Origin of the sequence: Streptomyces aureus (assembly GCF_000725495.1) — a bacterium.
In the GTDB taxonomy this organism is placed as follows: domain Bacteria; phylum Actinomycetota; class Actinomycetes; order Streptomycetales; family Streptomycetaceae; genus Streptomyces; species Streptomyces aureus_B.
On sequence record NZ_JNZD01000047.1, the window covers coordinates 20,617 to 45,849 of the forward strand.

Annotated in this window: 17 protein-coding genes and 1 pseudogene; 12 read left to right on the plus strand and 6 right to left on the minus strand. The window is 72.3% G+C overall.

The features are described 5' to 3' along the window. Positions 1-319 precede the first annotated feature (319 nt). A complete protein-coding gene (locus IO36_RS48620; protein ID WP_245173592.1) occupies positions 320-1,705 on the plus strand; it encodes a DUF4190 domain-containing protein in 1,386 nt (461 codons plus the stop codon). 85 nt (positions 1,706-1,790) lie between these two features. Here IO36_RS48620 and IO36_RS34770 read toward each other — a convergent pair whose 3' ends face one another. After that, a complete protein-coding gene (locus IO36_RS34770) occupies positions 1,791-3,392 on the minus strand; it encodes an MFS transporter (RefSeq protein ID WP_078943628.1) in 1,602 nt (533 codons plus the stop codon). A gap of 246 nt (positions 3,393-3,638) precedes the next feature. Next, a complete protein-coding gene (locus IO36_RS34775; protein ID WP_037626039.1) occupies positions 3,639-4,220 on the minus strand; it encodes an NADAR family protein in 582 nt (193 codons plus the stop codon). 178 nt (positions 4,221-4,398) lie between these two features. Between IO36_RS34775 and IO36_RS34780 the strand changes: the two genes are divergently transcribed. From IO36_RS34780 to IO36_RS34815, 8 genes are all read left to right on the plus strand, one after another. Then, positions 4,399-5,925, plus strand: a complete 1,527-nt coding sequence (locus IO36_RS34780) for a gamma-aminobutyraldehyde dehydrogenase (protein ID WP_037626042.1) — start codon at positions 4,399-4,401, stop codon at positions 5,923-5,925. 76 nt (positions 5,926-6,001) lie between these two features. Continuing rightward, the gene (locus tag IO36_RS34785; RefSeq protein ID WP_037626078.1) at positions 6,002-7,249 is read left to right on the plus strand and encodes a polyamine ABC transporter substrate-binding protein; all 1,248 of its coding nucleotides are present in this window, start codon (positions 6,002-6,004) and stop codon (positions 7,247-7,249) included. 5 nt (positions 7,250-7,254) lie between these two features. Next, positions 7,255-8,409 (plus strand): ABC transporter ATP-binding protein, encoded by a 1,155-nt coding sequence (locus IO36_RS34790; RefSeq protein WP_037626080.1) that lies wholly within the window; start codon positions 7,255-7,257, stop codon positions 8,407-8,409. Beyond that, a complete protein-coding gene (locus IO36_RS34795; protein WP_037626044.1) occupies positions 8,409-9,338 on the plus strand; it encodes an ABC transporter permease in 930 nt (309 codons plus the stop codon). The genes IO36_RS34790 and IO36_RS34795 overlap by 1 nt, the downstream gene beginning before the upstream one ends. Then, positions 9,339-10,139: an ABC transporter permease gene (locus IO36_RS34800; RefSeq protein WP_037626046.1), complete on the plus strand. Its 801-nt coding sequence runs from the start codon at positions 9,339-9,341 to the stop codon at positions 10,137-10,139. Between the two features lie 30 nt (positions 10,140-10,169). Continuing rightward, positions 10,170-11,597 (plus strand): NAD(P)/FAD-dependent oxidoreductase, encoded by a 1,428-nt coding sequence (locus tag IO36_RS34805; protein WP_037626048.1) that lies wholly within the window; start codon positions 10,170-10,172, stop codon positions 11,595-11,597. A 120-nt stretch (positions 11,598-11,717) separates the two neighbouring features. Next, on the plus strand, positions 11,718-12,176 hold the full coding sequence (locus tag IO36_RS34810; protein WP_037626050.1) for a hypothetical protein: 459 nt from the start codon (positions 11,718-11,720) through the stop codon (positions 12,174-12,176). Positions 12,177-12,296: 120 nt separating this feature from the next. Beyond that, complete coding sequence (locus IO36_RS34815; protein WP_037626052.1) at positions 12,297-14,132, plus strand: chitinase; 1,836 nt, start codon at positions 12,297-12,299, stop codon at positions 14,130-14,132. Here the strand turns inward: IO36_RS34815 and IO36_RS34820 are convergent. Further along, the gene (locus IO36_RS34820; protein WP_037626054.1) at positions 14,071-14,721 is read right to left on the minus strand and encodes a phosphatase PAP2 family protein; all 651 of its coding nucleotides are present in this window, start codon (positions 14,719-14,721) and stop codon (positions 14,071-14,073) included. The genes IO36_RS34815 and IO36_RS34820 overlap by 62 nt on opposite strands. A 528-nt stretch (positions 14,722-15,249) precedes the next feature. After that, positions 15,250-16,584, minus strand: coding sequence for a 4-aminobutyrate--2-oxoglutarate transaminase (gabT, locus tag IO36_RS34825; RefSeq protein ID WP_037626056.1), 1,335 nt, complete (start codon positions 16,582-16,584; stop codon positions 15,250-15,252). 359 nt (positions 16,585-16,943) lie between these two features. On the opposite strand from gabT, the gene IO36_RS34830 reads away from it, so the two are divergent. The 3 genes from IO36_RS34830 (at position 16,944) to IO36_RS34840 (ending at position 23,205) form a co-directional block, all read left to right on the plus strand. Next, complete coding sequence (locus IO36_RS34830) at positions 16,944-19,358, plus strand: type IV secretory system conjugative DNA transfer family protein (RefSeq protein ID WP_037626058.1); 2,415 nt, start codon at positions 16,944-16,946, stop codon at positions 19,356-19,358. 393 nt (positions 19,359-19,751) lie between these two features. Further along, positions 19,752-21,419, plus strand: coding sequence for a PucR family transcriptional regulator (locus IO36_RS34835; protein ID WP_037626060.1), 1,668 nt, complete (start codon positions 19,752-19,754; stop codon positions 21,417-21,419). 340 nt (positions 21,420-21,759) lie between these two features. Then, positions 21,760-23,205 carry an aldehyde dehydrogenase family protein gene (locus tag IO36_RS34840; RefSeq protein ID WP_037626062.1) on the plus strand — a complete coding sequence of 482 codons (1,446 nt, stop codon included), beginning with the start codon at positions 21,760-21,762 and terminating at the stop codon, positions 23,203-23,205. A gap of 85 nt (positions 23,206-23,290) precedes the next feature. Here the strand turns inward: IO36_RS34840 and IO36_RS43475 are convergent, their stop codons facing one another. After that, positions 23,291-24,577: a helix-turn-helix domain-containing protein gene (locus IO36_RS43475; protein ID WP_158997673.1), complete on the minus strand. Its 1,287-nt coding sequence runs from the start codon at positions 24,575-24,577 to the stop codon at positions 23,291-23,293. 252 nt (positions 24,578-24,829) lie between these two features. Further along, positions 24,830-25,233: pseudogene (locus tag IO36_RS46420) on the minus strand (hypothetical protein); the annotation flags it as partial.

Below are 25,233 nucleotides of genomic sequence, written 5' to 3' on the forward strand. Positions count from 1 at the left end.
CCGAGATCCACGCGGCGGCTCGGGCCGTAGCATGACGGAACGTACGAGAGAGGGGACCTCGCGCATGTCCGACGACGCCCAGAGGCCGACAGCCCCACGCGACGCCGGTCCGTGGACTCCACCGGGCGGGGCGGACCCGACACCCACGGGCGACGGCCGCGCCGACGCACCCACCGGGAACGGACCGGCGGAGCGGAACGAAGCGCCCGAGCGGGGCCGGTCGCCCGAGCCGGTCGAAGGCCTGGAACCGGGCCGGTCGCCCGAGCCGGGCGAGTCGACAGGGTCTGACGGGGCATTTGAGCCCGCTGGGTCCGACGGGGTGCTTGAGGCCGGCGAGTCGGCCGGGTCCGACGGGGTGCTGGAGCGGGACCCCGATCTCGCGACGGACGCGATGTCCGAGGCCGGGCGGGCGTTCGCAGTCGGTGGCGCCGATTCAACAGCACCTGCCGGTGATCCCGACCCGGCGGCACCTGCCGGTGATCCCGATCCCGACCCGGCGGCACCCGCCGGTGGTCCGGATCCCGCAGCGCCCGCTGTGCTCTCCGACCTTGCGGCATCCCCCTCCGACGCCGCCCCCGTTCTCGCGACCGACGCGATATCCGAGGCGGGGCGTGCGTTCGCCGCCGGTCCGGAGTCGGCCGTCCCCGTGCCGGACGGGGACCGGGACGGAGCGCCGGGCGCGGACCCGGCGGACGCTGCCGGTGCCGGTGCCGGTGCCGGGGCTTATGCCGAGGCCGGTTCCGGCGCTGGTGTCGAGGCCGCGACCGGCGATGGTGCCGAGGCCGAGGAAGCCGCTCGGTGGGTGGACCGGGCGTTCGACGGTGGGCCGGGGCACACGGTGGCCGCGCCGGGCGGTGCGTTCGCCGCCGGGCCGACCGGCCCCCAGGGTTCCGTGCCCGCGCAGGGCACCGACTCCTACGCCGCCCCCGGCACCGGGATCTCCCTCGGGAAGCGGGACGCCGACGCGGACGCCGCGTTCGACCCCTGGGCGCCGCCCCACGAGATCCCCTCGCCCGGAGGGCCGGCGCGGGGGAGTGCCGCGCAGCCACCGGCGTACGGCCTCCCGGCGATCACCTCGCTGCCCGGTGCCCCGGTCCCGCCGGGCCCCTGGAGCCCGGTCGGCCCCACCCCGGAGAACCCCTTCGCGCCGCCGGCGGCCGGGGGTCCCTTCGCGCCCCCGGCGGCGCACGCCCCCTTCGGCCCCCCGGCGGCCGCCTTCGCCCCGCCGGCGCCCCGCACCCCCTACCCGCAGCCCGCTCCCGGCGAGTACGTCCCTCCGCCGCCGATCGCCCCCGACGGTCCGGGCCTCCCGTACGGCTACGGCTACGGCTACGGATACGGCCACCCGCAGTACCCGGGCGCGCCGGGCTACGGCTGGCCCATGACGGGCCCCATGCCGAGCAACGGGATGGGCACCGCGGGCCTCGTGCTGGGCATCCTCGCGGCGGTCCTGTTCATCGCGTGGCCGCTGGCGATCGTGCTGGGCGTCCTCGCCGTGATCTTCGGGCTGATCGGCCGGGGCAAGGCCCGTCGCGGTGAGGCGACGAACTCCGGGCAGGCCCTCGCCGGGGTCATCCTGGGGGCCGTCGGGCTCGTCCTCGCCATCGGCGTGGGCGTGCTCGTGATCCTCCACGGCGGGGACGACGGCGGTGACGCGGGCGGCGACGACGGCTTCTCCACGTCGTTGGTGACCTCCCACCGGTGACCCGCGTCCGGGCCGGACGCCGGGCCGGACGCCGGGCTGTGCGGCGGGCCGGAACCGTGCCCGGGCCCCGGCCCCCGGTACGGCGTCAGCCGGCCGACGGCGGTTCGCCCCGTCCCGTCGCCGTGCCCCGTTCCGACGCCGGGCCCGGGCCCGCCTCCACACCCTGGCCCGTCGCGGCGTCCTGGCCCGGCTCCGTCGCCCCGGCCCGGCCTCCGGGGTGGCGCAGGGTGACGAGGAAGGCGACGGCGAGCGCGATCGCCATGCCGTAGAAGACGTACTGGTTGGCCTCGGCGAAGTCGGTGCGCACGCTCGACATCACGTCGCGCATGGTCGACGCGGTGGCCCCGGAGCCGGTGGGCTGCCGGGTGTCGGCGTTGCCCGTGACGGCCTGGGCGATGTCGTCGGCGATGCCGTGGGCCTGCGCCGAGGTCATGCCGTGGGACGTGAGCGTCGAGACGACGTTGTCCGTCATCCGGTGGGTCAGGACGGTCCCGAAGACGGCGAGGCCCACGCTCGCCGCGTAGTTGCGGACGGTCTGGGTGATGCCGGTGACCTCGCCGTAGGAGGCGCCGATGGACCGGTTGACGGCGTCGGTGGACGCGGGCGCCAGGATGAAGCCGATGCCGGCGCCCGCGAGGGCGACGTAGGGCCACTGGTCGTGCATCGACAGATCGGTGAGCTTGCCGGCCCAGAGGTAGAACCCGACGGCCCCCAGGATGGTGCCGATCTTCATGGGCGGCCGCGCGCCCTTCTTGTCCAGCATCCGGCCGCCCCACTGCGAGGCGATCGCGAAGCCGACGAAGAAGTAGAGCAGATAGAGCGCCGCCTGGTTGGGCGAGGCGCTGAGGGAGACCTGCGCGTAGACCGAGGCGAAGAAGAACACCGGGACGAAGGCGAGCATGGCGAAGAAGAGCACCAGGGAGTCCACGGTGAACGCCTTGTCCCGGAAGACCGCCAGGTTGACCAGAGGGTGGCGCCGGTCCCGCTCGTAGCGCCAGAAGAGGACCAGGACGACGAGGCCGCCCGCGATGCAGCCCCAGGTCGCCGCGCTGCCCCAGCCCCAGGACCCGGCCTGCTGGAAGCCGAGGACGCTCAGCCCCATGCCCACCGCGATCAGCACGGCGCCGACGCCGTCGAGGGACTCCTCGCGCCGCCGGTCGGGGATGCGCGCCATCGCGGTCAGGACGAGCGCCACCACGGCCACGGGCACGTTGACCCAGAAGATCGCTCGCCAGGTCCACGCCGTGAGCCAGCCGCCCAGCAGCGGGCCGACGGCCGTCAGCGCTCCCGACAGCCCGAAGAACAGCGCCAGGGCCCGTCCGCGCCGCTCCACCGGGAAGACGGCCACGACCACGGCGAGGGCCGCCGGGAAGAGGAGGGCGGCGCCCAGGCCCTGGGTCGCCCGGAAGACGATCAGCCAGGTCTGGGCGAGGTCCCCCTTGGGCACGCAGCCGCACAGCACCGAGGAGACGACGAACACCAGGGTGCCGACGACGACCACGCGGCGGGGCCCGAACAGGTCCGCGAGACGCCCGCCGAGGGCGAAGAACGCCGCCAGGGACAGCAGGTAGGCGTTCACCACCCACTGCATCCCGGACGCCGAGAGCCCGAGCTCGCGCACGATGTCCGGCGCGGCGATGGAGACGATCGTCTGGTCGATGAACGTCATCGCCACGGCGAAGAGCATCGCCGCCAGTGCGAGCGACTGGTTCGGGGTGCGGGGTCCAGGGGGCGCGGTGTCGCTCCGCGCTGCGTCGATGCCGGTCACGGGCACAGTCTCGGCCGGTTACCCGGCACCCGCATCCGGGCCGCCGCTCGGCCGGACCCGCGCGCCGACCTGCCGACGGGCACCCGGGAAGGCGCGCTGCCCCGCCGCCGAGCCCTTCCCGGGAACGGCCGTACCCGGGCCCGGTTCCCCGGTCGAGCCCGGCGGCTAGCGCAGTCGCTCGCGTGCCTCCATCAGGGCGAAGCCCAGCAGGTTCGCGCCCCGCCAGCGACGGGGGTCGTGGGCCCCGTGGTCGGTGGCGGCGAGTCCGATGCCCCAGACCCGGTCCATGGGGCTCGCCTCGACCAGCACCCTCCCGCCCGTGCCCAGCAGGAACGCCCGCAGGTCGGGGTGGGCGGCGAACTTGTGGACGCTGCCCTCGACGACGATCCCGAACCGCTCCCGCTCCCAGACGGCCTCGTCGAACCCGCGGACCAGCCGCCCGGCCTTCTTGGCCTGCGCCGGGCTCGCCGCGGCGAGCGCCTGTCGCTCGGCCTCGGCGTCATGGAACAGGCGTGCCTTGGACGCCATCATCCAGTGCTCCGCCGTCGCGTAGGCGACTCCCTCGACCACGAACGGTGACGGCCACCACTGGCTGAGACAGCCCGCCCCCACCTGGCCGTCCGCCCTCGGACGGTGCCCCCAGAAGTGCAGGTACTTCACCCGAGCCCCCGAGTCGAGCACACTGACCAGCGCGTCCCGCGTATCGATCTTCCCCATGCACGCCACTGTGGCACGCACCACTGACATACCGTCCTGCCTTTTCCAGGAGGACTCGACACCTGGTCGAAGGATTCCGTCGCGTAACCAAAAGGCAACAACGGAATCACTTGTTGGAGTCCCTTTGCTCTGTCAGGATCGGCACTCAAATCGAGCTGGAGCTACGCCGACCCCCGTCCCGACGGGGAGGACGGCGGAGGAGAGCGACATGCACAATCCGGGCCATCGCTTCCAGGCGCAGGACCGCCTCGCGGACGGCGCGCAGTACATCGGAGGCCGCCTGACGAAGGGCACCTCCGGCCGTACGCACGCGGTCGTGAACCCCGCCACCGGCGAGGAGGTGTACACCTACGAGCTGGCGAGCACCGCCGACGTGGACGCGGCCGTCGCCGCCGCCCGCGCCGCGTTCCCCGGCTGGGCGGCCACCACCCCCGGGGAGCGGTCCGACGCGCTGCACCGGTTCGCCGCCGTCCTCGCCGAGCGCGCCGAGGAGTTCGCCCAGGCCGAGTCGCTGCAGTGCGGAAAGCCCCTCAAGCTGACCCGCGAGTTCGACGTCCCGGGCACGATCGACAACACCGCGTTCTTCGCGGGCGCCGCCCGGCACCTCCAGGGCCAGTCGGCCGGCGAGTACTCCGGCGACCACACCTCGTACGTACGGCGTGAGCCCATCGGGGTCGTCGGCTCCATCGCCCCCTGGAACTACCCGCTCCAGATGGCCGCCTGGAAGATCCTCCCGGCGGTCGCGGCCGGCAACACCATCGTGCTGAAGCCCGCCGAGCTGACCCCGCTCACCTCCCTGCTGTTCGCCGAGGCGGCCACCCACGCGGGCATCCCGGACGGTGTGATCAACGTCGTCACCGGTCTGGGCCGGGAGGCCGGCGAGCACCTCGTCGGACACCCCGACGTCGCCATGACCTCCTTCACCGGGTCGACCGCGGTCGGCAAGCGCGTCGCCGAGATCGCCACCTCGACCGTCAAGCGCCTGCACCTGGAGCTCGGCGGCAAGGCCCCCTTCCTCGTCTTCGACGACGCGGACCTGGAGGCCGCCGTGCAGGGCGCGGTCGCCGGCTCGCTCATCAACACCGGCCAGGACTGCACCGCCGCCACGCGTGCGTACGTGCAGCGGCCGCTGTACGACGCGTTCGTGGAGCGCACCGCCGCCCTGATGGCGGGCGTCCGCGTCGGCGACCCGTTCGCCGCCGGCACCGACCTCGGCCCGCTGATCTCGCACGCCCAGCGCGACCGCGTGGCCGGGTTCGTCGACCGGGCCCGCGGCTACGCACGCGTGGTGACCGGCGGCGAGGCCCCGCAGGGGGACCTCAAGAGCGGCGCCTTCTACGCGCCCACGCTCGTCGCCGACGCGGCGCAGGACAGCGAGATCGTTCAGGCCGAGATCTTCGGCCCGGTCCTCGTGGTGCTGCCCTTCGACACCGACGACGAGGGCATCGCGCTGGCCAACGACACGCCGTACGGACTCGCCGCCTCCGCCTGGAGCCGGGACGTCTACCGCGCCAACCGCGCCACCCGCGAGATCAAGGCCGGCTGCGTGTGGGTCAACGACCACATCCCGATCATCAGCGAGATGCCGCACGGCGGATACAAGGCCTCCGGCTTCGGCAAGGACATGTCCGCCTACTCCTTCGAGGAGTACACACAGGTCAAGCACGTCATGTTCGACAACACCGCGGTGGCCGAGAAGGACTGGCACCGCACGGTCTTCGGGGACCGGCCGTAGCCCCTCCACCGGCTACGGCCCAGTGGCACACCAGGCCGCGACCACGGCCGCGACCCTTCCGAAAGGGCACCAGAGCATGGAGCAGTACGAGCCCGAACGCCTGTCCCCGGTACAACTGGCCGCCATGCGGCGCAGTCTCCGCAGCGGCAGGGCGTCCCTCACCCGTCGTTCGCTGCTGCGCGCCTCGGCGGGCGGCGCGCTGGCCGTCGGCGGACTCGGGGCGCTGACCGGCTGCGGCATCCCCGCGGCCGGCAGGACCCAGGGCGGCACGTCCGCCCAGGACCACTCCGCCACGGAGAAGACCCTCAACTTCTCCAACTGGACCGAGTACATCGACCTCGACGACAGCGGCAAGCACCACCCGACGCTGGAGACCTTCCACAAGCGGACGGGCATCTCGGTCAAGTACACCGAGGACATCAACGACAACAACGAGTTCTTCGCGAAGATCAAGCCGCAGCTCGCCGCGGGTCAGGACACCGGCCGCGACCTGATCGTCCTCACCGACTGGCTGGCCGCCCGCGTGATCCGCCTGGGCTGGGTGCAGAAGCTGGACCCGTCCAACCTGCCGCACGCCTACACCAACCTGTCGCCGCAGTTCCGCAACCCCGACTGGGACCCGGGACGCGCCTACTCCTACCCGTGGCAGGGCATCCCCACGATCGTCGCGTACAACAAGAAGGCCCTCGACGGGATCGAGGTGAAGTCGGTCTCCGACCTCCTCGACAACCCGAAGCTCAAGGGCCGTGTCTCGTTCCTCTCCGAGATGCGCGACACCATGGGCATGACCCTGCTGGACATGGGCAAGGACCCGGCGAAGTTCACCGACGACGACTTCGACGCGGCGATAGCCCGGCTCCAGAAGGCCGTCGACAAGGGCCAGATCCGCCGCTTCACCGGCAACGACTACACGTCCGACCTGACCAAGGGCGACATCGCCGCCTGTGTGGCCTGGGCCGGCGACATCGTCCAGCTCAAGAACGACAGCCCGGACGTCGACTTCGTCATCCCCGACAGCGGCTACATGACGTCGACCGACAACCTGCTGGTCCCCAACAAGGCGCGTCACAAGACGAACGCCGAGCGGCTGATCGACTTCTACTACGAGCCCCAGCAGGCCGCCGAGCTCGCCGCGTACATCAACTACGCGACGCCGGTCGAAGGCGTGAAGCCCTACCTTGCCAAGATCGACCAGGACGCGGCGAACAACCCGCTGATCGTCCCCGACAAGGCCATGCAGGCCAGGTCCCACTCCTTCCGCGCGCTGAGCCAGAAGGAAGAGACCGCCTACGAAGAGAAGTTCGCGAAGCTCACAGGGGCGTGACGATCATGACGACAGAAAACAGCGGCGACGTCCGCCTCTCCGGAATCAGCAAGACCTACGACAACGGCTTCACCGCCGTGCAACCGCTCGACCTGACCGTGCCGCACGGCTCCTTCTTCGCCCTGCTCGGTGCCTCGGGCTGCGGCAAGACCACCACCCTGCGCATGATCGCCGGTCTGGAGGAACCTTCCTCCGGCACCGTGCACCTCGGCGACCAGGAGGTGACGAACCTGCCGCCGTACAAGCGGCCGGTGAACACCGTCTTCCAGTCGTACGCGCTCTTCCCGCACCTGGACATCTTCGAGAACGTCGCCTTCGGCCTGCGCCGGCGTGGGATCAAGAGCGTCAAGAAGCAGGTCGAGGAGATGCTCGACCTGGTCCAGCTCGGCGAGCAGGCGCGCAAGAAACCCCACCAGCTCTCCGGCGGCCAACAGCAGCGCGTCGCGGTCGCCCGCGCGCTGATCAACCACCCCAAGGTGCTGCTCCTGGACGAGCCGCTCGGCGCCCTCGACCTCAAGCTGCGCCGTCAGATGCAGCTCGAGCTCAAGCGCATCCAGACCGAGGTCGGCATCACCTTCGTCCACGTCACGCACGACCAGGAGGAGGCCATGACCATGGCCGACACGGTCGCCGTGATGAACGCTGGCCGCGTCGAGCAGCTCGGCTCGCCCGCGGACCTGTACGAGAATCCGCAGACCACGTTCGTCGCCAACTTCCTCGGCACCTCGAACCTCATCGAGGCCGAGGTGGACACTCGGTCCGGCGAGGACATCGTCCTCAAGGCGGGCGGCGGCAAGCTGGTGCTGCCCCGGGCGCGATGTTCCGCCCCGGCGCAGACCGGCGGCAAGGTCCTCGTCGGCATCCGCCCGGAGAAGATCTCCCTCACGCACGCCGACGACGCGGGCGAGATACCCGCCGGCCGCAACCGGATCACCGGCAGGATCGCCGACTCCAGCTTCATCGGCGTGTCCACGCAGTACGTCATCGACAGCGCCGTCTGCCCCGAGTTCGAGGTCTACGCCCAGAACATCGAGCGGGACTCCCGCCTGGTCCCCGGCGCCGAGGTCGTCCTGCACTGGAGCCCGGCGCACACCTTCGGACTCGACGCGGCCCAGGACATCGACGCGGGTGTCGACACGGCCGAGGAGGAGGCCGCCTGATGGCCACCGTCACCGAGGCCGAAGCGCCGCCCCTCGCGCCGCGGCCCGCGCCGAAGCCGCCGAAGAAGCGGGGCCGCCTGGTCCCGTACTGGCTGCTCCTGCCCGGCCTGCTCTGGCTGGTCGTCTTCTTCGCGCTGCCGATGATCTACCAGGCCTCCACGTCCGTGCAGACGGGCTCCCTGGAGGAGGGCTACAAGGTCACCTGGCACTTCGCGACCTACTGGGACTCGCTCGCCGAGTACTGGCCGCAGTTCCTGCGCTCGGTCTCCTACGCGGCCGCCGCCACGGTCCTGTGCCTGCTGCTCGGCTACCCGCTGGCGTATCTGATCGCCTTCCGCGCGGGCCGCTGGCGCAACCTGATCATGATCCTGGTGATCGCCCCGTTCTTCACCAGCTTCCTGATCCGTACCCTGGCCTGGAAGACGATCCTCGCCGACAGCGGCCCGGTCGTGCACACGCTGAACACGCTCGGCGTCCTCGACGTGACCGACTGGCTCGGCTGGACCGCGGGCGACCGTGTCCTCGCCACACCGCTGGCCGTGGTGTGCGGTCTGACGTACAACTTCCTGCCGTTCATGATCCTGCCGCTCTACACCTCGCTGGAGCGCATCGACGGCCGGCTGCACGAGGCCGCGGGCGACCTGTACGCCCGGCCCTGGACGACCTTCCGCAAGGTCACCTTCCCGCTGTCGATGCCGGGCGTGGTCTCCGGGACCCTGCTCACCTTCATCCCGGCGGCCGGTGACTACGTCAACGCCGAGCTCCTCGGCTCGACCGACACCCGCATGATCGGCAACGTCATCCAGACCCAGTTCCTGAGAATCCTGGACTACCCGACGGCCGCCGCCCTCTCCTTCATCCTCATGGCCGCGATCCTTCTCATGGTCACGGTCTACATCCGCCGGTCCGGGACGGAGGACCTGGTCTAAATGCCCTTCGTCAACTGGCTCAAGCGCCATCTCGTGGTCATCGCGGGACTGCTGACCCTCGGCTATCTGCTGCTGCCGAACGTCGTCGTCACCGTGTTCTCCTTCAACAAGCCGAAGGGGCGCTTCAACTACGAGTGGCAGCAGTTCTCCACGGACGCATGGAAGGACCCCTGCGGCGTCGCCGACATGTGCGGCTCGCTCGGGCTCAGCCTCCAGATCGCCGTCTGGGCGACGATCGGGGCCACCGTCCTCGGCACGATGATCGCCTTCGCGCTCGTCCGCTACCGCTTCCGCGCGCGCGGCGCCGTGAACTCGCTGATCTTCCTGCCGATGGCGATGCCCGAGGTCGTCATGGCCGCCTCGCTGCTCACCCTGTTCCTCAACATGGGCGCCCAGCTGGGCTTCTGGACGATCCTGATCGCCCACATCATGTTCTGCCTCAGCTTCGTCGTCACGGCCGTCAAGGCCCGTGTCATGTCGATGGACCCGAGGCTCGAACAGGCCGCCCAGGACCTCTACGCGGGACCGGCGCAGACCTTCCTGCGGGTCACCCTGCCCATCGCCGCCCCCGGAATCGCGGCGGGCGCGCTGCTCGCCTTCGCGCTCTCCTTCGACGATTTCATCATCACCAATTTCAACGCGGGCTCGACCGTCACGTTCCCCATGTTCGTCTGGGGTTCGGCACAGCGCGGAACACCCGTTCAGATCAATGTCATCGGTACGGCCATGTTCCTGGTCGCCGTACTGTTCGTCCTGTCCGGAATGATCATCGGAAATCGCCGGAACAGGCAGAAGGCATAAAGCCCGTCACCCTTGTAGGGAGTTGAAATCATGGCCCCAAGCGCCATGACCCGTGGTAATCAGTGGACGAAATCCCTTTCCGACGCCCAGCCGGTCCCGTACTGGCTGGACGACCCCGGCAAACCCCACCCCGAGCCCGCGCTCACCGGCGCCGAGACCTGCGACCTGCTCGTCGTCGGCGGCGGCTACAGCGGACTGTGGACCGCGCTGATCGCCAAGGAGCGCGACCCCGGGCGGGACGTCGTCCTGGTGGAGGGCCGCGAGGTGGGCTGGGCCGCCTCGGGCCGCAACGGCGGCTTCTGCGCCGCCTCCCTCACCCACGGTCTGTCCAACGGGATCACCCGCTGGCCGGACGAGATCGCCAAGCTGGAGGAGCTGGGCGCGCGCAACCTCGACGCGATCGAGGAGGCCGTCGCCCGGTACGGCCTCGACTGCGACTTCGAGCGCAGCGGCGAGATCGACGTCGCCACCGAGCCGCACCAGGCGGCCGAACTGCGCGAGTGGCACGAGGAGCTGGAACGGCGGGGTCTCGCCGAGGGCATCGAGTTCCTCGACACGGCCGCGGTCCGGGAACAGGTCGACTCCCCGACCTTCCTGGCCGGACTGCACGACCGGCGCGGGGTCGCCATGCTGCACCCGGCCAAGCTGGCCTGGGGCCTCAAGCGCGCCTGCGTGGAGCTCGGGGTGCGGGTGTACGAGCACACGCCCGCCCTCGAACTGAAGCCGGCCGGCGCCGGCATGGCCGTCCGCACGCCGTACGGATCGGTCCGCGCCCGCCGTGTGGCCCTCGGCACCAACATCTTCCCCAACCTGGTCAAGCGCGTCCGCGCGTTCACCGTCCCGGTCTACGACTACGCGCTGATGACCGAGCCGCTCACCGCCGAGCAGCTCGCGTCCGTCGGCTGGAAGAACCGCCAGGGACTCGGCGACTCGGCCAACCAGTTCCACTACTTCCGGCTGTCGGCCGACAACCGCATCCTGTGGGGCGGGTACGACGCGATCTACCCGTACGGCGGCCGGGTGCGCGCCGAGTACGACGACCGTCCGGAGACGTACGCCAAGCTCGCCGAGCACTTCTTCACCTGCTTCCCGCAGCTGGAGGGGGTCCGCTTCTCGCACGCCTGGGGCGGCGCGATCGACACCTGCTCCCGGTTCTCGGCGTTCTTCGGCAGCGCCCACCGGGGCAAGGTCGCCTACGCGGCCGGCTACACGGGGCTCGGTGTGGGCGCCACCCGGTTCGGCGCCGAGGTGATGCTCGACCTGCTGGCGGGGGAGCGCACCGAACGCACCGAGCTGGAGATGGTCCGCAGGAAGCCGCTGCCGTTCCCGCCCGAGCCGTTCGCCTGGACCGGCATCGCGCTCACCAAGTGGTCGCTGGCGCGGGCGGACACGCACGGCGGCCGGCGCAACCTCTGGCTGAAGACGATGGACAAGCTGGGCCTCGGCTTCGACAGCTAGTCCCGCAAAGCGGTCGAGTTGAACACGCGTCAATTGTTCTTCCGAACCCGCGTAATGAACCGCCCGGACCTCCCTCTCCCTTGTGACGCGCCCGCGTCGACACGAGAGGGAGGTTCCGTCATGACAGGGCCCAAGGCGGCGGTCGAGTGGCTGGCATCCGTGGCTCCGGACCCGGAGGCCTGCCGCTGGGAGTGGGAGCGCAGTCCGCGCGGGGTCGCGCTCCTGCCCGCGGGACGGGCCTGGGACGTCCTGATCCTGCCGGCCGAGCTCGGCTATCCGACCCTGGACGTGCTGACCCGGGTGCTCGACCGGCCCGGGCCGGTGCTCGTCGACTTCGGCGACGCCCGGATGGGCTTCTTCGTACCCGCGGGCACGGCCGCCCGGTGGCTGGGCACGGGGGTGCGCACGGCGGGCCACGGCACCTGGATCGTGGTGCCGTACCCGGGGCGGGCGACCGGCGGGGTCCGCTGGCTCGTCCAGCCGGACGGCTCGGGCACCCTCACCGATCCGGCGCTGCTCGAACTGGCCATGCACGAGGCCGCGGCGCACCTCGCCGGTGAGGAGGGCCGCCGGCGGTGAGGGGAAGGTTTCGGCGGTCACGTGAACTCCGTTGCCCGCCAGGGGTCTTGACAACCGAATTGGTCTGGACCAAGTTGGGCGCGCGCTCCATCCCCAACTCCCCCATGCCCGGAGGCACTCATGGCCCCCACCAGACACGACAGACCCCCCGCACCCCGCCGTCGCAGGCTGCTCGCCGCCTGCGCGGCCACCGTCCTGGCCGTGCCCGGACTGGTGGCGCTCTCCACCACCGCTCAGGCGGCCGACGTGAACGTGGCCAAGAACGGCGGCTTCGAGTCGGGCCTGGGCAACTGGACCTGTACGGCGTCCACGATCGTCAACTCGCCTGTGCACAGCGGCGGTTCGGCGATGATGGCGACCCCGGCCGGCAGCGACTACGCGCAGTGCTCGCAGACCGTGACCGTGAAGCCCGACTCCCAGTACACGCTGTCCGGCTACGTCCGCGGCGCCTACGTCTACCTCGGCGCGAGCGGCACCGGCACCACCGACGTCAGCACCTGGACCCCGTCCGCCGCCGACTGGCAGCAGCTCGCCACCACCTTCCGCACCGGCGCGTCCACCACCCAAGTCACGATCTACACGCACGGCTGGTACGGCACGGGCTCCTACTGGGCCGACGACCTCTCGCTGACCGGCCCCGGCGTCGACGCGGGCCAGCCGCCCGCCGCGCCGACCGGTCTGAAGACCGGCACGATCACCTCGTCCTCGGTCGGCCTGTCCTGGACGGCGGTGTCCGGCGCGACCGGCTACGCCGTCTACCGCGACGGGGCGAAGGTCCAGACGGTCACCGGAACCTCGGCCACCGTGAGCGGGCTCACCGCCTCGACCGCGTACTCCTTCCAGGTCACCGCCACCAACGACGCGGGCGAGTCCGCCAAGTCGGCGACCGTCACCGCGACCACCTCGGCCGGATCCGGCGGCGGGGGCGGAGGCTCCTCCGACCTGCCCCCGCACGCGCTCGTCGGCTACCTCCACGCGAGCTTCGCCAACGGCGCCGGCTACACGCGCATGGCGGACGTGCCCGACAGCTGGGACGTCATCGACCTGGCCTTCGGCGAGCCGACGTCGGTCACCTCGGGCGACATCCGCTTCAACCGCTGCCCGGTCACCGAGTGCCCCACGGTCGAGAGCGACGCCGACTTCAAGGCCGCGATCAAGGCCAAGCAGGCGGCCGGAAAGAAGGTGCTGATCTCGATCGGCGGGCAGAACGGACAGGTCCAGCTCACCACGACGGCCGCCCGTGACACCTTCGTCTCCTCGGTCTCGAAGATCATCGACACCTACGGCCTGGACGGCCTGGACATCGACTTCGAGGGCCACTCGCTCTCCCTCGACGCGAGCGACACCAACTTCAAGAGCCCGACCACCCCGGTCATCGTCAACCTGATCTCGGCCCTGAAGACCCTGAAGGCCAAGTACGGGGCGAAGTTCGTGCTGAGCATGGCCCCGGAGACGTTCTTCGTCCAGCTCGGCTACCAGTACTACGGCACCGGGAAGTGGGGCGGCCAGGACCCGCGCGCCGGGGCGTACCTCCCGGTGATCTACGCCCTGCGGGACGACCTGACCCTGCTGCACGTCCAGGACTACAACTCGGGGTCGATCATGGGCCTCGACAACCAGTACCACTCCATGGGCGGCGCCGACTTCCACATCGCGATGACCGACATGCTGCTGACCGGCTTCCCGGTGGCGGGCGACGCGAACAACGTCTTCCCGCCGCTGCGCCCCGACCAGATAGCCATCGGCATGCCCGCCACCACCAACGCGGGCAACGGCTACGTGGCCCCGGCCGAGGTGAACAAGACCCTGGACTGCCTCACCAAGAAGACCAACTGCGGCTCGTACACGACCCACGGCACCTGGCCGGGCCTGCGCGGGCTCATGACCTGGTCCGTCAACTGGGACCGGTTCGGAGGCTGGGAGTTCTCGCGGAACTTCGACGCGTACTTCGGCTGAGGAAGAGCCACAGGCACGACAGCAGCACGGTGCACAGGCACCAACTGGCCACGACGTCCAGGGGCCAGTGGTAGCCGCGCCGGACCAGACCGAAGGCCACGCAGGCGTTCAGGGCCGCGCACACGCACAGCAGCGCGCCCCGGGCGCCCGCGGTACGGAGCAGGGGGAGGAGGAGCAGGGTCGCCGTCCCGTACGCGACGAAGGCGGTGGCGGTGTGCCCCGAGGGATAGAAGCCGGTGCCGGGTCCCATGACCGGGGGGCCCGGCCGGGCGACCAGTTCCTTCAGGGGCACGACCACCACGGGCACGAGAAGCATCAGGACCGCCGCGGCGGCCGGGGGCAGCCACCAGCGGTCCAGACCGGTGGCACGGTTGTGCAGGGCGACGAGGACCAGCGCCAGTGCGAGCACCGGAACCGCCACCTGGACGCCGCCCAGGTCGGCGAGCAGTTCGGAGAGGCGGTCCGGGTGCACGAGGCCGCCGCTCAGCCGCTCGTCCAGACGCACGAGCGGACCGTCGGCCACGACCTGCCAGGTGATGAGCAGGAAACACAGGCCGGGCAGGCCGAACAGAAGAGGCGTGCGGGACATGGGGGACAGCCTGCCATTGTCCGCAGCCGCCGCGGCGCGCGCCCACCCGCCGTCGACGGCGGAAATGCGGCCGGGCCCAGCAAGCGGAAGGAAGGGGCCCGCCGACGAGCGGGGCCCGAGGGCCGGGGGCCGGCCGGAGAAGGAGTCGGCCGCCCCGGAACAGGGGGGGGTGGTTCCGGGGCGGCCGCAGGACCGGAAATGCCGCGCGCCCCGGGGGGTTTGGGGCGGGCGACTGTCCGATCGTGAGGAGAACCGGAGCCGCAAGCCCCGGGTGTGTGCGCGAGGGCACGACCAGGCGAAGCCGGGGAGGCCTCGGCCCGGTACAGCCCACAGTCCCCTGCGGGCGGGTGTATCCCTGATCTGGTTAGAACCTACGGCAGCGGATGCGCCTCCGACAGACGGATTCGCGTCCCGCCATGCACCTCGCACACCTTCTTCACACGCTCCCACGGGAACGCCGCAGCACCGGTCCCCACGGAATCCGCCCTGGGGCGTCTCCGGGGTTCCGGTGCTGCGGTGACGTCCGCGTCAGATGCGGGAGAAGGCCTGCTCGATGATGTCGAGGCCCTCGTTCAGCAGGTCCTCGCCGATGACCAGCGGGGGCAGGAAGCGGAGGACGTTGCCGTAGGTGCCACAGGTCAGGACCAGCAGGCCCTCCTGGTGGCAGGCCTTGGCGAGCGCGCCGGCCGCCTCCGGGTTCGGCTCCTTGGTGTCCCGGTCCTTGACCAGCTCGATCGCGATCATGGCGCCGCGGCCGCGGACCTCGCCGATGATCTCGAACTTCTCCGCCATGGCGCCGAGACGGGTCTTCATGACCGACTCGATGTGCTTCGCCTTGGCGTTGAGGTCGAGCTCCTTCATCGTCTCGATCGAGCCGAGCGCGCCGGCGCAGGCCACCGGGTTGCCGCCGTAGGTGCCGCCGAGGCCGCCCGCGTGCGCGGCGTCCATGATCTCGGCGCGGCCCGTCACGGCGGCGAGCGGCAGACCGCCCGCGATGCCCTTGGCGGTCGTGATCAGGTCGGGGACGATGCCCTCGTCCTCGCACGCGAACCACTGGCCGGTGCGGCAGAAGCCGGACTGGATCTCGTCCGCGACGAAGACGATGCCGTTGTCCGAGGCGAACTGGCGGATGGCCGGCAGGAAGCCCTTGGCCGGCTCGATGAAGCCGCCCTCGCCGAGCACCGGCTCGATGATGATCGCGGCGACGTTGTCGGCGCCGATCTGCTTGTTGATCATGTCGATCGCCTGGGCCGAGGCCTCGGCGCCGGCGTTCTCCGGGCCGGTCAGCCAGCGGTAGCCGTAGGCGACCGGCACGCGGTAGACCTCGGGCGCGAACGGACCGAAGCCGTTCTTGTACGGCATGTTCTTGGCGGTCAGCGCCATCGTGAGGTTCGTACGGCCGTGGTAGCCGTGGTCGAAGACGACGACGGCCTGGCGCTTGGTGTACGCGCGGGCGATCTTGACGGCGTTCTCGACGGCCTCGGCACCCGAGTTGAACAGGGCCGACTTCTTGGCGTGGTCGCCCGGGGTCAGCTCGGCGAGCGCCTCGGCGACGGCGACGTAGCCCTCGTACGGCGTGACCATGAAACAGGTGTGGGTGAAGTCCTGGAGCTGCGCGGAGGCGCGGCGCACGACGGCCTCGGCGCTCGCGCCGACCGACGTCACGGCGATGCCGGAGCCGAAGTCGATGAGGCGGTTGCCGTCGACGTCCTCGATGATGCCGCCGCCCGCGCGCGCGGTGAAGACCGGGAGCGTCGACCCCACACCGGCCGCGACCGCGGCGAGGCGTCGGGCCTGCAGCTCCTGCGACTTCGGGCCGGGGATGGCGGTGACGACGCGGCGCTCCTGCGGAACTGCGGTCATGAGGGGCTCCCTGATGATGGTGCGAACCGGACGGTTCCCCGCGGACGGCGGGGCGGTCCGGGCGGGGGGTTTCGGACGCTTTCCTTCTCTCTTCGCAGGCTAGGGCCGAGAAGGGGGGGTCGGCATGCGCCATGTGGGCGTTGTCCGAGGAATCCGTTGTCCGCCGTGGACATAGCGGTGGACAGAGCGGCGGACACCACCGCGGACGCCACCGTGGGCGGGGGCGGACGCGCGGCAGCCGGCCCGCGGTGCCCCGCCGCCCCGCGGACCCGGCCGTGTAAACGGTGAACTCGCCCCGCCGGACCACTAGATTGGCCTGAGAGCGACAAGCGGACGGGCTGGTCAGGGGGGCGCACACGATGGACTTCGACGGTACGCGCGACGCACGTGGCACGCATGCCGACCCCGTGCCTCGTCCGGCCGCACCCCCCGGGCAGCCCGCCCCGCCCGGAGGAGCCCCGCCCCGGCCCGCGGGCCCGCCGCCCGCGCCCGGAGCCCAGCCGGCCCCCCGGCAGTCCGTCCGGGACTGGCTCAACGCGCCCCGCCCCGACGCCGCCCTCGGGATCTGGAGGTTCGGCTACGTCGCCCCCAAGGCGTCCAAGGAGCGCGGGCGCCTGCCCTCCGTGACCGTCGTCGGCCTGGTGATCCCCCTGGTGATCGGGCTGATCGTCTGGTCGCTGTGGCGCCGCGGAAACGTTCCCTACCAGCTGGTCGTGCTCAAACTGTTCACGCCCGACGACTGGTGGTGGGGCGGGACGACCGCCCCGAAGTCCTGGGAGGGCGTGGACGCCCGCATCGTCTACGACGGCCTCTTCTTCGCCGCGCTGGTCTACACGATGGGACGGCTCGGAAGCTGGCGCGAGATCGCCCATCACTTCGTCGTACGGCGGCCGCAGCCCGGCCGTGCCCTCGTCGCCGCCCTCGCGGCCCTGCTGACCCTGTCCTTCGTCTGGCCCGAGGCCTTCCCGGGCGTGAGCTGGGACCCCCTGCCGATCGTCAACCCGGTGCTGTCCCTGGTGGCGCTGATCGCCGGGGGCGACGACGTGTTCACGTCGCTGGCGATCAGCTACGGCGTCTACACGCTGATCACCGTGGCCGTGCTGGTGCCCTTCGCCCGGCTCGGCGGGTGGTGGCCGCTCGCCAAGGAGCGGTTCGGCGCCCGGCCGGCCGCCGCGGCGCCCTCCCCGGGCACCCCGGCGGAGCCGTCCGGCCCCCCGGCCGAATGGCCCGAACTGCGGGCGACCGGACAGCACAAGGCGGCGGAGCTGCTGTCCTCCGAGGTGCTGAGCGAGCGCATGAACGACGTCGACTGCGCGCGGATCGTCGGGGCCTGGACCTCCGCCCGGCGCGAGGGCCGGCTCACCGGCTTCAGCGACACCGTGCTGCGCCGCGGCGCCGCCGCCTGGACCCATCCGTCCGGAGCCCGCGACCTGCCCGTCCGCTCCGCCGCGCACGACCTGCTCGCCTCCCAGGTGCGGCTCGGCCGGTGGGTCGACCGGGAGCGCACCCCGGCCGCCTACTCCGGCGCCGGTGCCGCCCTCGGCCCGGCGACCCTCGGCACCTCGCTGCTGGCCGTCGGACCGTCCGGTTCCGGCAAGACGCGCCACCTCGTCCGGCCCGTCGCCGAATCCCTCGGGCTCCAGGCCCTCACCGCGCGCTGCGCCGTCGTCGTCGTGGCCGCCGCGGGCACACCGGTCGGCCCCGACGGCTCGTACGACGTCGTCGTCAAGCTCGGCGACCCCGAGTCCGTCCACGACCTGGACCTCTACGCCGACTGCGAGGACCCCGACGAGGCCGCCGCGTTCCTCGCCGAGGGCCTGGTCGGCAGCGCCGACGGCGTGGACGTCCGGCGCGCCGCCACCGCCCTGGCCCAGCTCCTCGGCCCCTACCGGGCCGTCCACGGCGCGTTCCCGACGATTCCCGTCCTGCGCGAACTGCTCGAAGGGGTGCCCGCGCTCCTGGAGGACCTGCGGCACGCCCTGACGGCCGAGGGGCACCCCGCGATGCTCCGCGAACTGGAGGCGCGGCTGCGGCAGAGCGGCGGCCCGAACGACCCCGGCCCCGTGCTGGCCGACCGGCTGGCGCTGCTGGACCGGCCCGTCTTCGCGGACTTCTTCGGTTCCGGCACCGGTGCCCGCCCCTTCTCGCTCCGGGCGGTGGCCCACCATCCGCTGCGGGTCCGCGTGGATCTGCCCGAGCGCGGCTACGAGGAGGCCTCCCAGCTCCTCACCCGGCTCCTGCTCGCCCAGTTCGCCGCCGTCGTCCGCGGCGCCGACCGGCGCGGACACTTCGCCTGCCTCGTCCTCGACGACGCGACCGGCGCCCTGACCGCCGAGACGGTCCGCCGCGTCCAGGGCCTGCGGGCGCACAACGCCGGAGTGGTCCTCGCCCTGCGGTCCATCGGAGACATCCCCGAGTCCCTGCACGGGCCGCTGTACGGAGCGGTCGGCTGCCGCATGGCCTTCTCCGGCGTCACGACCTGGGACGGCGGCCGCTTCGCCGAGTCCTGGGGCACCGAATGGGTGGAGGCGCGGGACGTGGCCAAGCACACCGTCTTCGCCGACCAGCCCATGACCCGGGCCATCCACGCGCTGCGCAAGCTGGTGACCGGCAAGGCGGTGACCACGGACGCCGTGACCGTGCGGCAGGTCGAGCGGGAGCGCTGGTCCGCGTCCGAACTGGCCCACGCCGTCCCGCCCGGCCACGCGGTGCTGTCGCTGACCAGCGTGAAGGGGGAGCACGCACCCCCGCTGCTGGTGGATCTGCGGGGGTGAGGGGGGCGGAGCTGCGGGGGTGAGGGGGCGGAGCTGCGGGGGTGACCGGCGGTGGTTCCGTGGTGGTGACCGGCGGTGGTTCCGCGGGGTGGTGAACGGTGATCCGGCGGGGCCGGTGACCTGGCGGGCCGGTGACTTCGGCCCCGGGGGCCGGTGACAACGGCCCCCCGGGGTGTCCCCGTCAGGCGGTTTCGGGGCGTCCCGGTGACCCTCCGGGGAACGTACAGGGCACGTATCGGGCCGAACGCATGGATATGCGGGCCCTCCGACCAGGGCTTCCGGGCGGGAACGCACACGGCGACCGTACGGTGAGGCAGAATCGACACAGGCCGTTCATACGCGGCGGCCAAAAGATCACAGAGATCGCCGAGCCCACACCGACCTGAAGGCCCCATGCCCCCGACGCTCGCCTCGCTCGTCCACCATTCCGCGCTCAAGCTCACGGTGCGCGCGGGCGAGGACCGCCTGGACGTACCCGTCCGCTGGGCCCACGTCAGCGAGCTCGCCGACCCCGTGCCCTACATGGAGGGCGGGGAACTGCTGCTGATCACCGCGCTCAAGCTGGACGCGGACGACCCCGAGGTCATGCGGCGGTACGTGAAGCGGCTGGCCGGCTCCGGGGTCGTCGGGATCGGCTTCGCCATCGGGGTCACCTACGACGAGATTCCGAAGGCCCTCGTCGACGCCGCCGAGGAGGAGGGGCTGCCGCTCCTCGAAGTACCCCGGCGCACCCCCTTCCTCGCCATCAGCAAGGCCGTGTCCGCCGCCATCGCCGCGGACCAGTACCGGGCCGTCACCGCGGGCTTCGCCGCCCAGCGCGAACTCACCAAGCAGGCCCTGAACGAGGGACCCGAGGGCCTGCTGGCCGCGCTCGCCGGACAGGTCGACGGCTGGGCCGCACTCTACGACGCCTCCGGTGCCGTCGTCGCCGCGGCCCCCGACTGGGCGGGCCGCCGCGCCGCGCGGCTCACCCCGGACGTGGAGCGGCTGCGCGAGCGGCCCGCACCCGCGAGCTCCGTGGTGGGCGGGGAGGACCGCGTCGAACTGCACTCCCTCGGAACGGGACGCCGGCCGCGCGCCGCGCTCGCCGTCGGGACCGAGGGCGCCCTCGGCACCGCCGAGCGCTACGCCGTGCACTCGGCGATCGCCCTGCTGACCCTCACCACCGAGCGCTCGCGTTCCCTGCACGCCGCCGAGCAGCGGATCGGCGCGGCCGTGCTCGGCATGCTGCTCGCCGGGGAACCCGACCACGCCCGGGCCGTCGCCGGGGACCTGTACGGGGAACTGCTCGACGCGCCCTTCCGGCTGATCATCGCCGAGTCGGCGTCCGCGTCGGCCGGCCGGGCGCACGCCGACGGGCACGCGCGCGTCGGCGCCGCCGCGCCCGCGAAGACCTCCGTCGCCGTGCCCGACGTCAAGGGCGATCCGCTGGGCGCGCTCGCGGAGGTCGTCGAATCGGCCGCCGTGCGTTCCGGGGAGTCCGTGCTCGCCGTGCCCGACGGCGAGCGGCTCGTCGTCCTCGCCGTGGACGGCGGGGCCGCGGTCGCCGCCTGCGGGGACTACGCCGCCGCTCTGGAGGCCGCGCGGGCCGTCCCGCGCGAGAAGGGCGCCGGGGCGGCGGGCGACGAGGACGAACTCGTCGTCGGGCTGTCGGCGCCCGCCGGTCCGATCGCCGCTCGCGCCGCCTACAAGCAGGCCGAGCAGGCCCTGTCCGTCGCCCGGCGGCGCGGCAGGTTCCTCGTCGAGCACGAGGAACTGGCGGCCGGTTCCGTGCTGCCGCTGCTCGCGGACGACGCCGTGCGGGCGTTCGCGGACGGGCTCCTGCGGGCCCTCCACGAGCACGACGCCACCGGCCGGGGCGACCTGGTCGCCTCGCTGCGGGCCTGGCTGTCGCGGCACGGTCAGTGGGACGCGGCGGCCGCCGACCTGGGGGTCCACCGACACACGCTCCGCTACCGGATGCGCAGGGTCGAGGAGATCCTCGGCCGCTCCCTGGACGACCCCGACGTCCGGATGGAACTCTGGCTGGCCCTGAAGGCGACGGCCGCGACGGGGGAGTGACCGTCTCCGGGGTGGTGTGAGGGTACGTCGGGGATCCGGGGATCCGGGGCTCCAGGGCTCCAGGCAGGTGGCGCCGGAATGCCCGGCGGACGGCCTCGGAGGGGCTCGGCCGACCGGCCCTCCCCGATGACGCTGGGACGACCCTCCACACCGATCGGCGGGGACCGATGCCGATCAGTCCAAACCGTCGCACCACGGCCCTCGACTGTTACGCGTCGGACAAACGCACCCCGGTGATCCCGGCCCTACCGTGGACGGAAGAGCAGTACCAGCAGGAACACCCCCATCGTCACACCCCATACGGAAGGGCCGGGACTCGCACATGCCCCAGGAAAATGTCGTGGGGGCCACCCACGCCTTCTGGCTCGCCGGCCGCCAGGCCACCGGCGAGACCACCTTCGACGTCACCTCGCCGTGGGACGGCCGCCTCGTCGGCCAGGTCAGCGTGCCCACCGACGCCCAGGTGGAGGAGGCCGTGGCCGCCGCGTACGCCGTACGCGACGAGTTCGCCGCCACCCCGGCCCACGTCCGTGCCGCCGCCCTCGACCACGTCTCGCGCCGGCTGGCCGAGCGCACCGAGGAGATCGCGCAGCTCATCTCCGCCGAGAACGGCAAGCCGATCAAGTGGGCCCGGGGCGAGGTCGGCCGCGCGGTGTCCGTTTTCCGCTTCGCCGCGGAGGAGGCCCGCCGCTTCAACGGCGGCGAGGCCCAGCGCCTCGACACCGACCTCGGCGGCCAGGGGCGCCTCGCGCTCACCCGCCGCTTCCCCAAGGGTGTCGTCCTCGGCATCGCACCGTTCAACTTCCCGCTGAACCTGTGCGCCCACAAGGTCGCCCCGGCGATCGCGGCCGGCGCGCCCATCATCCTCAAGCCGGCGCCCGCCACCCCGCTCTCCGGCCTGATCCTCGGTGACCTGCTCGCCGAGACCGAGCTGCCCGCGGGCTCCTGGTCGATCCTCCCGGTCGCCAACGACAAGATGCCCGCCCTGGTCCAGGACGAGCGCCTTCCCGTCATCTCCTTCACCGGTTCCGAGACGGTCGGCTACGCGATCATGGACTCGGTGCCGCGCAAGCACTGCACCCTGGAGCTGGGCGGCAACGGCGCGGCCGTCGTCCTCGCCGACTTCGCGAGCGACGCGGACCTCGACTGGGCCGCGACCCGCATCGCGACCTTCTCCAACTACCAGGGCGGCCAGTCCTGCATCTCGGTGCAGCGCGTGATCGCGGACGCCGCGGTGTACGAGCGGCTGCTGCCGCGCATCGTCGCCGCCGTCGAGGCCCAGGTCACCGGCGACCCGTCCGACAGCGCGACGGACGTCGGCCCGCTGGTCAGCGAGGCCGCGGCCGAGCGCGTCGAGTCGTGGGTGGACGAGGCCGTCGCGGCCGGCGCCACGCTGCTCACCGGCGGCAAGCGCGACGGCGCCTCCTACGCGCCGACCGTCCTCGCCGACGTTCCGGCGGACGTCACGATCTCCTGCGAGGAGGTCTTCGGACCGGTCCTGACCGTGCAGAAGGTGGACGGCGAGGCGGCCGCGTTCGAGGCCGCCAACAACTCCAAGTACGGCCTGCAGACGGGTGTGTTCACGCACGACCTGGGGACCGCCTTCCGCGCGCACCGCGCCCTGGAGGTGGGCGGCGTGGTCATCGGCGACGTCCCGTCCTACCGCGCCGACCAGATGCCGTACGGCGGCGCCAAGCAGTCCGGCGTCGGCCGCGAGGGCGTCAAGTTCGCGATGGACGACTACACCTACGAGCGCGTGCTCGTCCTGACGGGTCTCGCCCTCTGACCGGGACCTGACCAAAGCCGACGGCCCGAACCCACTGTGCGGGGGTTCGGGCCGTCGGCGTATCCCGGTTGCGGGACACGGGAGTTCAGGGCTGGACGAGGTCTTCGGGGGAGCACTCCCTCGCGTGGTACTTGGGGATCGTGCCGCAGACGGTGACCGTGCGGGGCGGGGCGTCGGCGGCGACGGCGAGCATGCCGGTGTATGTGTCGCGGTCCACCCGGACCGTGGCGGACAGTTCGAGGTCGTACTTGTCCTTGATGGTGACCGAGTCGCCGATGGCACCGCTCTCGATACGGCCCCAGACCGCCCCGCAGGCGGCGCTGTAGCGCAGCTCGATGTGCATGCCGCGCAGCCAGGTCTCGCGGGCGGTCGTCGCGTCCCACTGGCAGTCCATGGCCTGGGGGTCGCGTCGCAGACAGGTGTCGTGGGAACAGCCGGGCCGCGGGGACGGTGCCGCCGTGCCGGACGCCGAGTCGTCGCCCGAGGCGCTGTGGGACGGGCCCGCGCCCGCGCCCAGGGCGAGGACGGTGGCGAGACTGCCCACGAGGGCACCGGCGGTGACGAGCCCGGTCATGCGCAGGGCGTTCCTCCAGTCCCGCGCGGGGCCGGGTCCCGGGGCCACGGGCGGTACGGAGCCCGGTGGGCCGGCGGAGGGCGGGGTGGTGCCGGTCCCCGTGCCCACCGGCGGTTCGTCGGCGGGTGCTCCGGCCGATTCCCCGAGCTCACCCGTCCCGGCCGCGGCGCCCTCGGACCCTGCGGAGCCCTCGGCCGTGCCCGCGACGAAGCCCCCGGTCCCGGCACCGATTCCGCCCTGTGCGCCGGCGGGCAGCCCTGCTCCTGCACCTGCCCCGGACCCGATTCCCGCTACGGGGACGAGTCCGGTAGCGGACCCGCCCGCCGCGCCGGTAGGTATCCCTGCCCCGGCGTCGGCTGCGATCCCGGACCCGATGGACGGTCCGGCCCCGGCTGCGATCCCCGCGCCGAGGGGCAGCCCGGTCCCGGCTGCGATTCCAGGCACGGTGTCGAGTCCGGTCCCGGTCGGAAGCACGGTCCCGCTCCCGACACCCGCTCCCGAAAGCAGCCCGACCTCGCCCCGCGCCCCCGGCGCATCCTCCGGCTCCAGTGCCGCAACCAGCAGCCCGCGCAGGAACTCCGCGTCCGCGTCCATCACGGTGGCGAACTCCTCCAGGGCCACCGCGGTGGGCAGTTGCTTGCCGTTCAGGAAGCGTTCCCATGAGGAGCGGCTGTAGTGCGTCCGGTCGGCCAGCCGCCCGAAACTGAGTCCCGATTTCTCCTTCAGCCGGCGCAGCTCGGCCGCGAGCGCCTGTCTGCCCGACGGCATGCTGCCGCCGTCCCCCTGACCGCTGGTCACTTGGTCCCCCGTTACACATGACTCTCAGCACCGCGTAGAACGGGCTGATTATCGCTCATGTGTACCCATGGCTCGACGAGATGGGCCGGTGTGGCGTTCGGGAGCCCAACTGGGCGAGAGGCGTCCCGGCCGTCGGGACATGACCGAAAACGACATGTCTAGTGACAATCGTTTTCAGCTAACGTCGGCCAAGAGGGGGCCCGGCACCGATGCCTTCCGGTGCCGGGCCCCTGTGCCGTCTTCTCCGGACCCTCAACCGGAGAAGCCGACGTGCGCGAGCCGCACGGGGCCGCGCAGTCCGAGGCGGACGTCGTGCACGCCGTCCGCGGTGAAGGCGACGGTGAAGGTGCGATGGTCGTAGGGTCCCCGCGACCCGCTCACCGCGAGCCGGGCCACCGTCCGGTCGGACCCGCCCGTCTGGGCCACCGTCCGCCCGGACCCGCCGGGTTGAGCCACGGTCCGGTCGGGCCCGCCGGGCTGCGCCACGGTCCGGTCGGGCCCGCCGGGCTGCGCCACCGTCCGTCCGGACCCGTCGAGCCGGTCAACCGTCCAGCCCGACCCGTCGAACCGGTCCACCGTCCGGTCGGACCCGTCCGTCGCCGAGCCGGTGGGTGCCCCGCCCCCGACGGCCGTCGCGCCCCCGCCCCCGACGGCCG

Excerpts from the sequence above, each read along its gene's own strand:
- IO36_RS34780 (WP_037626042.1), top strand. The coding sequence starts at position 4,399 with ATGCACAATCCGGGCCATCGCTTCCAGGCGCAGGACCGCCTCGCGGAC.
- IO36_RS34800 (WP_037626046.1), top strand. The coding sequence starts at position 9,339 with ATGCCCTTCGTCAACTGGCTCAAGCGCCATCTCGTGGTCATCGCGGGA.
- IO36_RS34790 (WP_037626080.1), top strand. The coding sequence starts at position 7,255 with ATGACGACAGAAAACAGCGGCGACGTCCGCCTCTCCGGAATCAGCAAG.
- IO36_RS34815 (WP_037626052.1), top strand. The coding sequence starts at position 12,297 with ATGGCCCCCACCAGACACGACAGACCCCCCGCACCCCGCCGTCGCAGG.
- IO36_RS34810 (WP_037626050.1), top strand. The coding sequence starts at position 11,718 with ATGACAGGGCCCAAGGCGGCGGTCGAGTGGCTGGCATCCGTGGCTCCG.
- IO36_RS34830 (WP_037626058.1), top strand. The coding sequence starts at position 16,944 with ATGGACTTCGACGGTACGCGCGACGCACGTGGCACGCATGCCGACCCC.
- IO36_RS34820 (WP_037626054.1), bottom strand. The coding sequence starts at position 14,721 with ATGTCCCGCACGCCTCTTCTGTTCGGCCTGCCCGGCCTGTGTTTCCTG.
- IO36_RS34795 (WP_037626044.1), top strand. The coding sequence starts at position 8,409 with ATGGCCACCGTCACCGAGGCCGAAGCGCCGCCCCTCGCGCCGCGGCCC.
- gabT (WP_037626056.1), bottom strand. The coding sequence starts at position 16,584 with ATGACCGCAGTTCCGCAGGAGCGCCGCGTCGTCACCGCCATCCCCGGC.
- IO36_RS34775 (WP_037626039.1), bottom strand. The coding sequence starts at position 4,220 with ATGTCAGTGGTGCGTGCCACAGTGGCGTGCATGGGGAAGATCGATACG.
- IO36_RS34770 (WP_078943628.1), bottom strand. The coding sequence starts at position 3,392 with ATGCTCTTCGCCGTGGCGATGACGTTCATCGACCAGACGATCGTCTCC.
- IO36_RS34835 (WP_037626060.1), top strand. The coding sequence starts at position 19,752 with ATGCCCCCGACGCTCGCCTCGCTCGTCCACCATTCCGCGCTCAAGCTC.
- IO36_RS34805 (WP_037626048.1), top strand. The coding sequence starts at position 10,170 with ATGGCCCCAAGCGCCATGACCCGTGGTAATCAGTGGACGAAATCCCTT.
- IO36_RS34785 (WP_037626078.1), top strand. The coding sequence starts at position 6,002 with ATGGAGCAGTACGAGCCCGAACGCCTGTCCCCGGTACAACTGGCCGCC.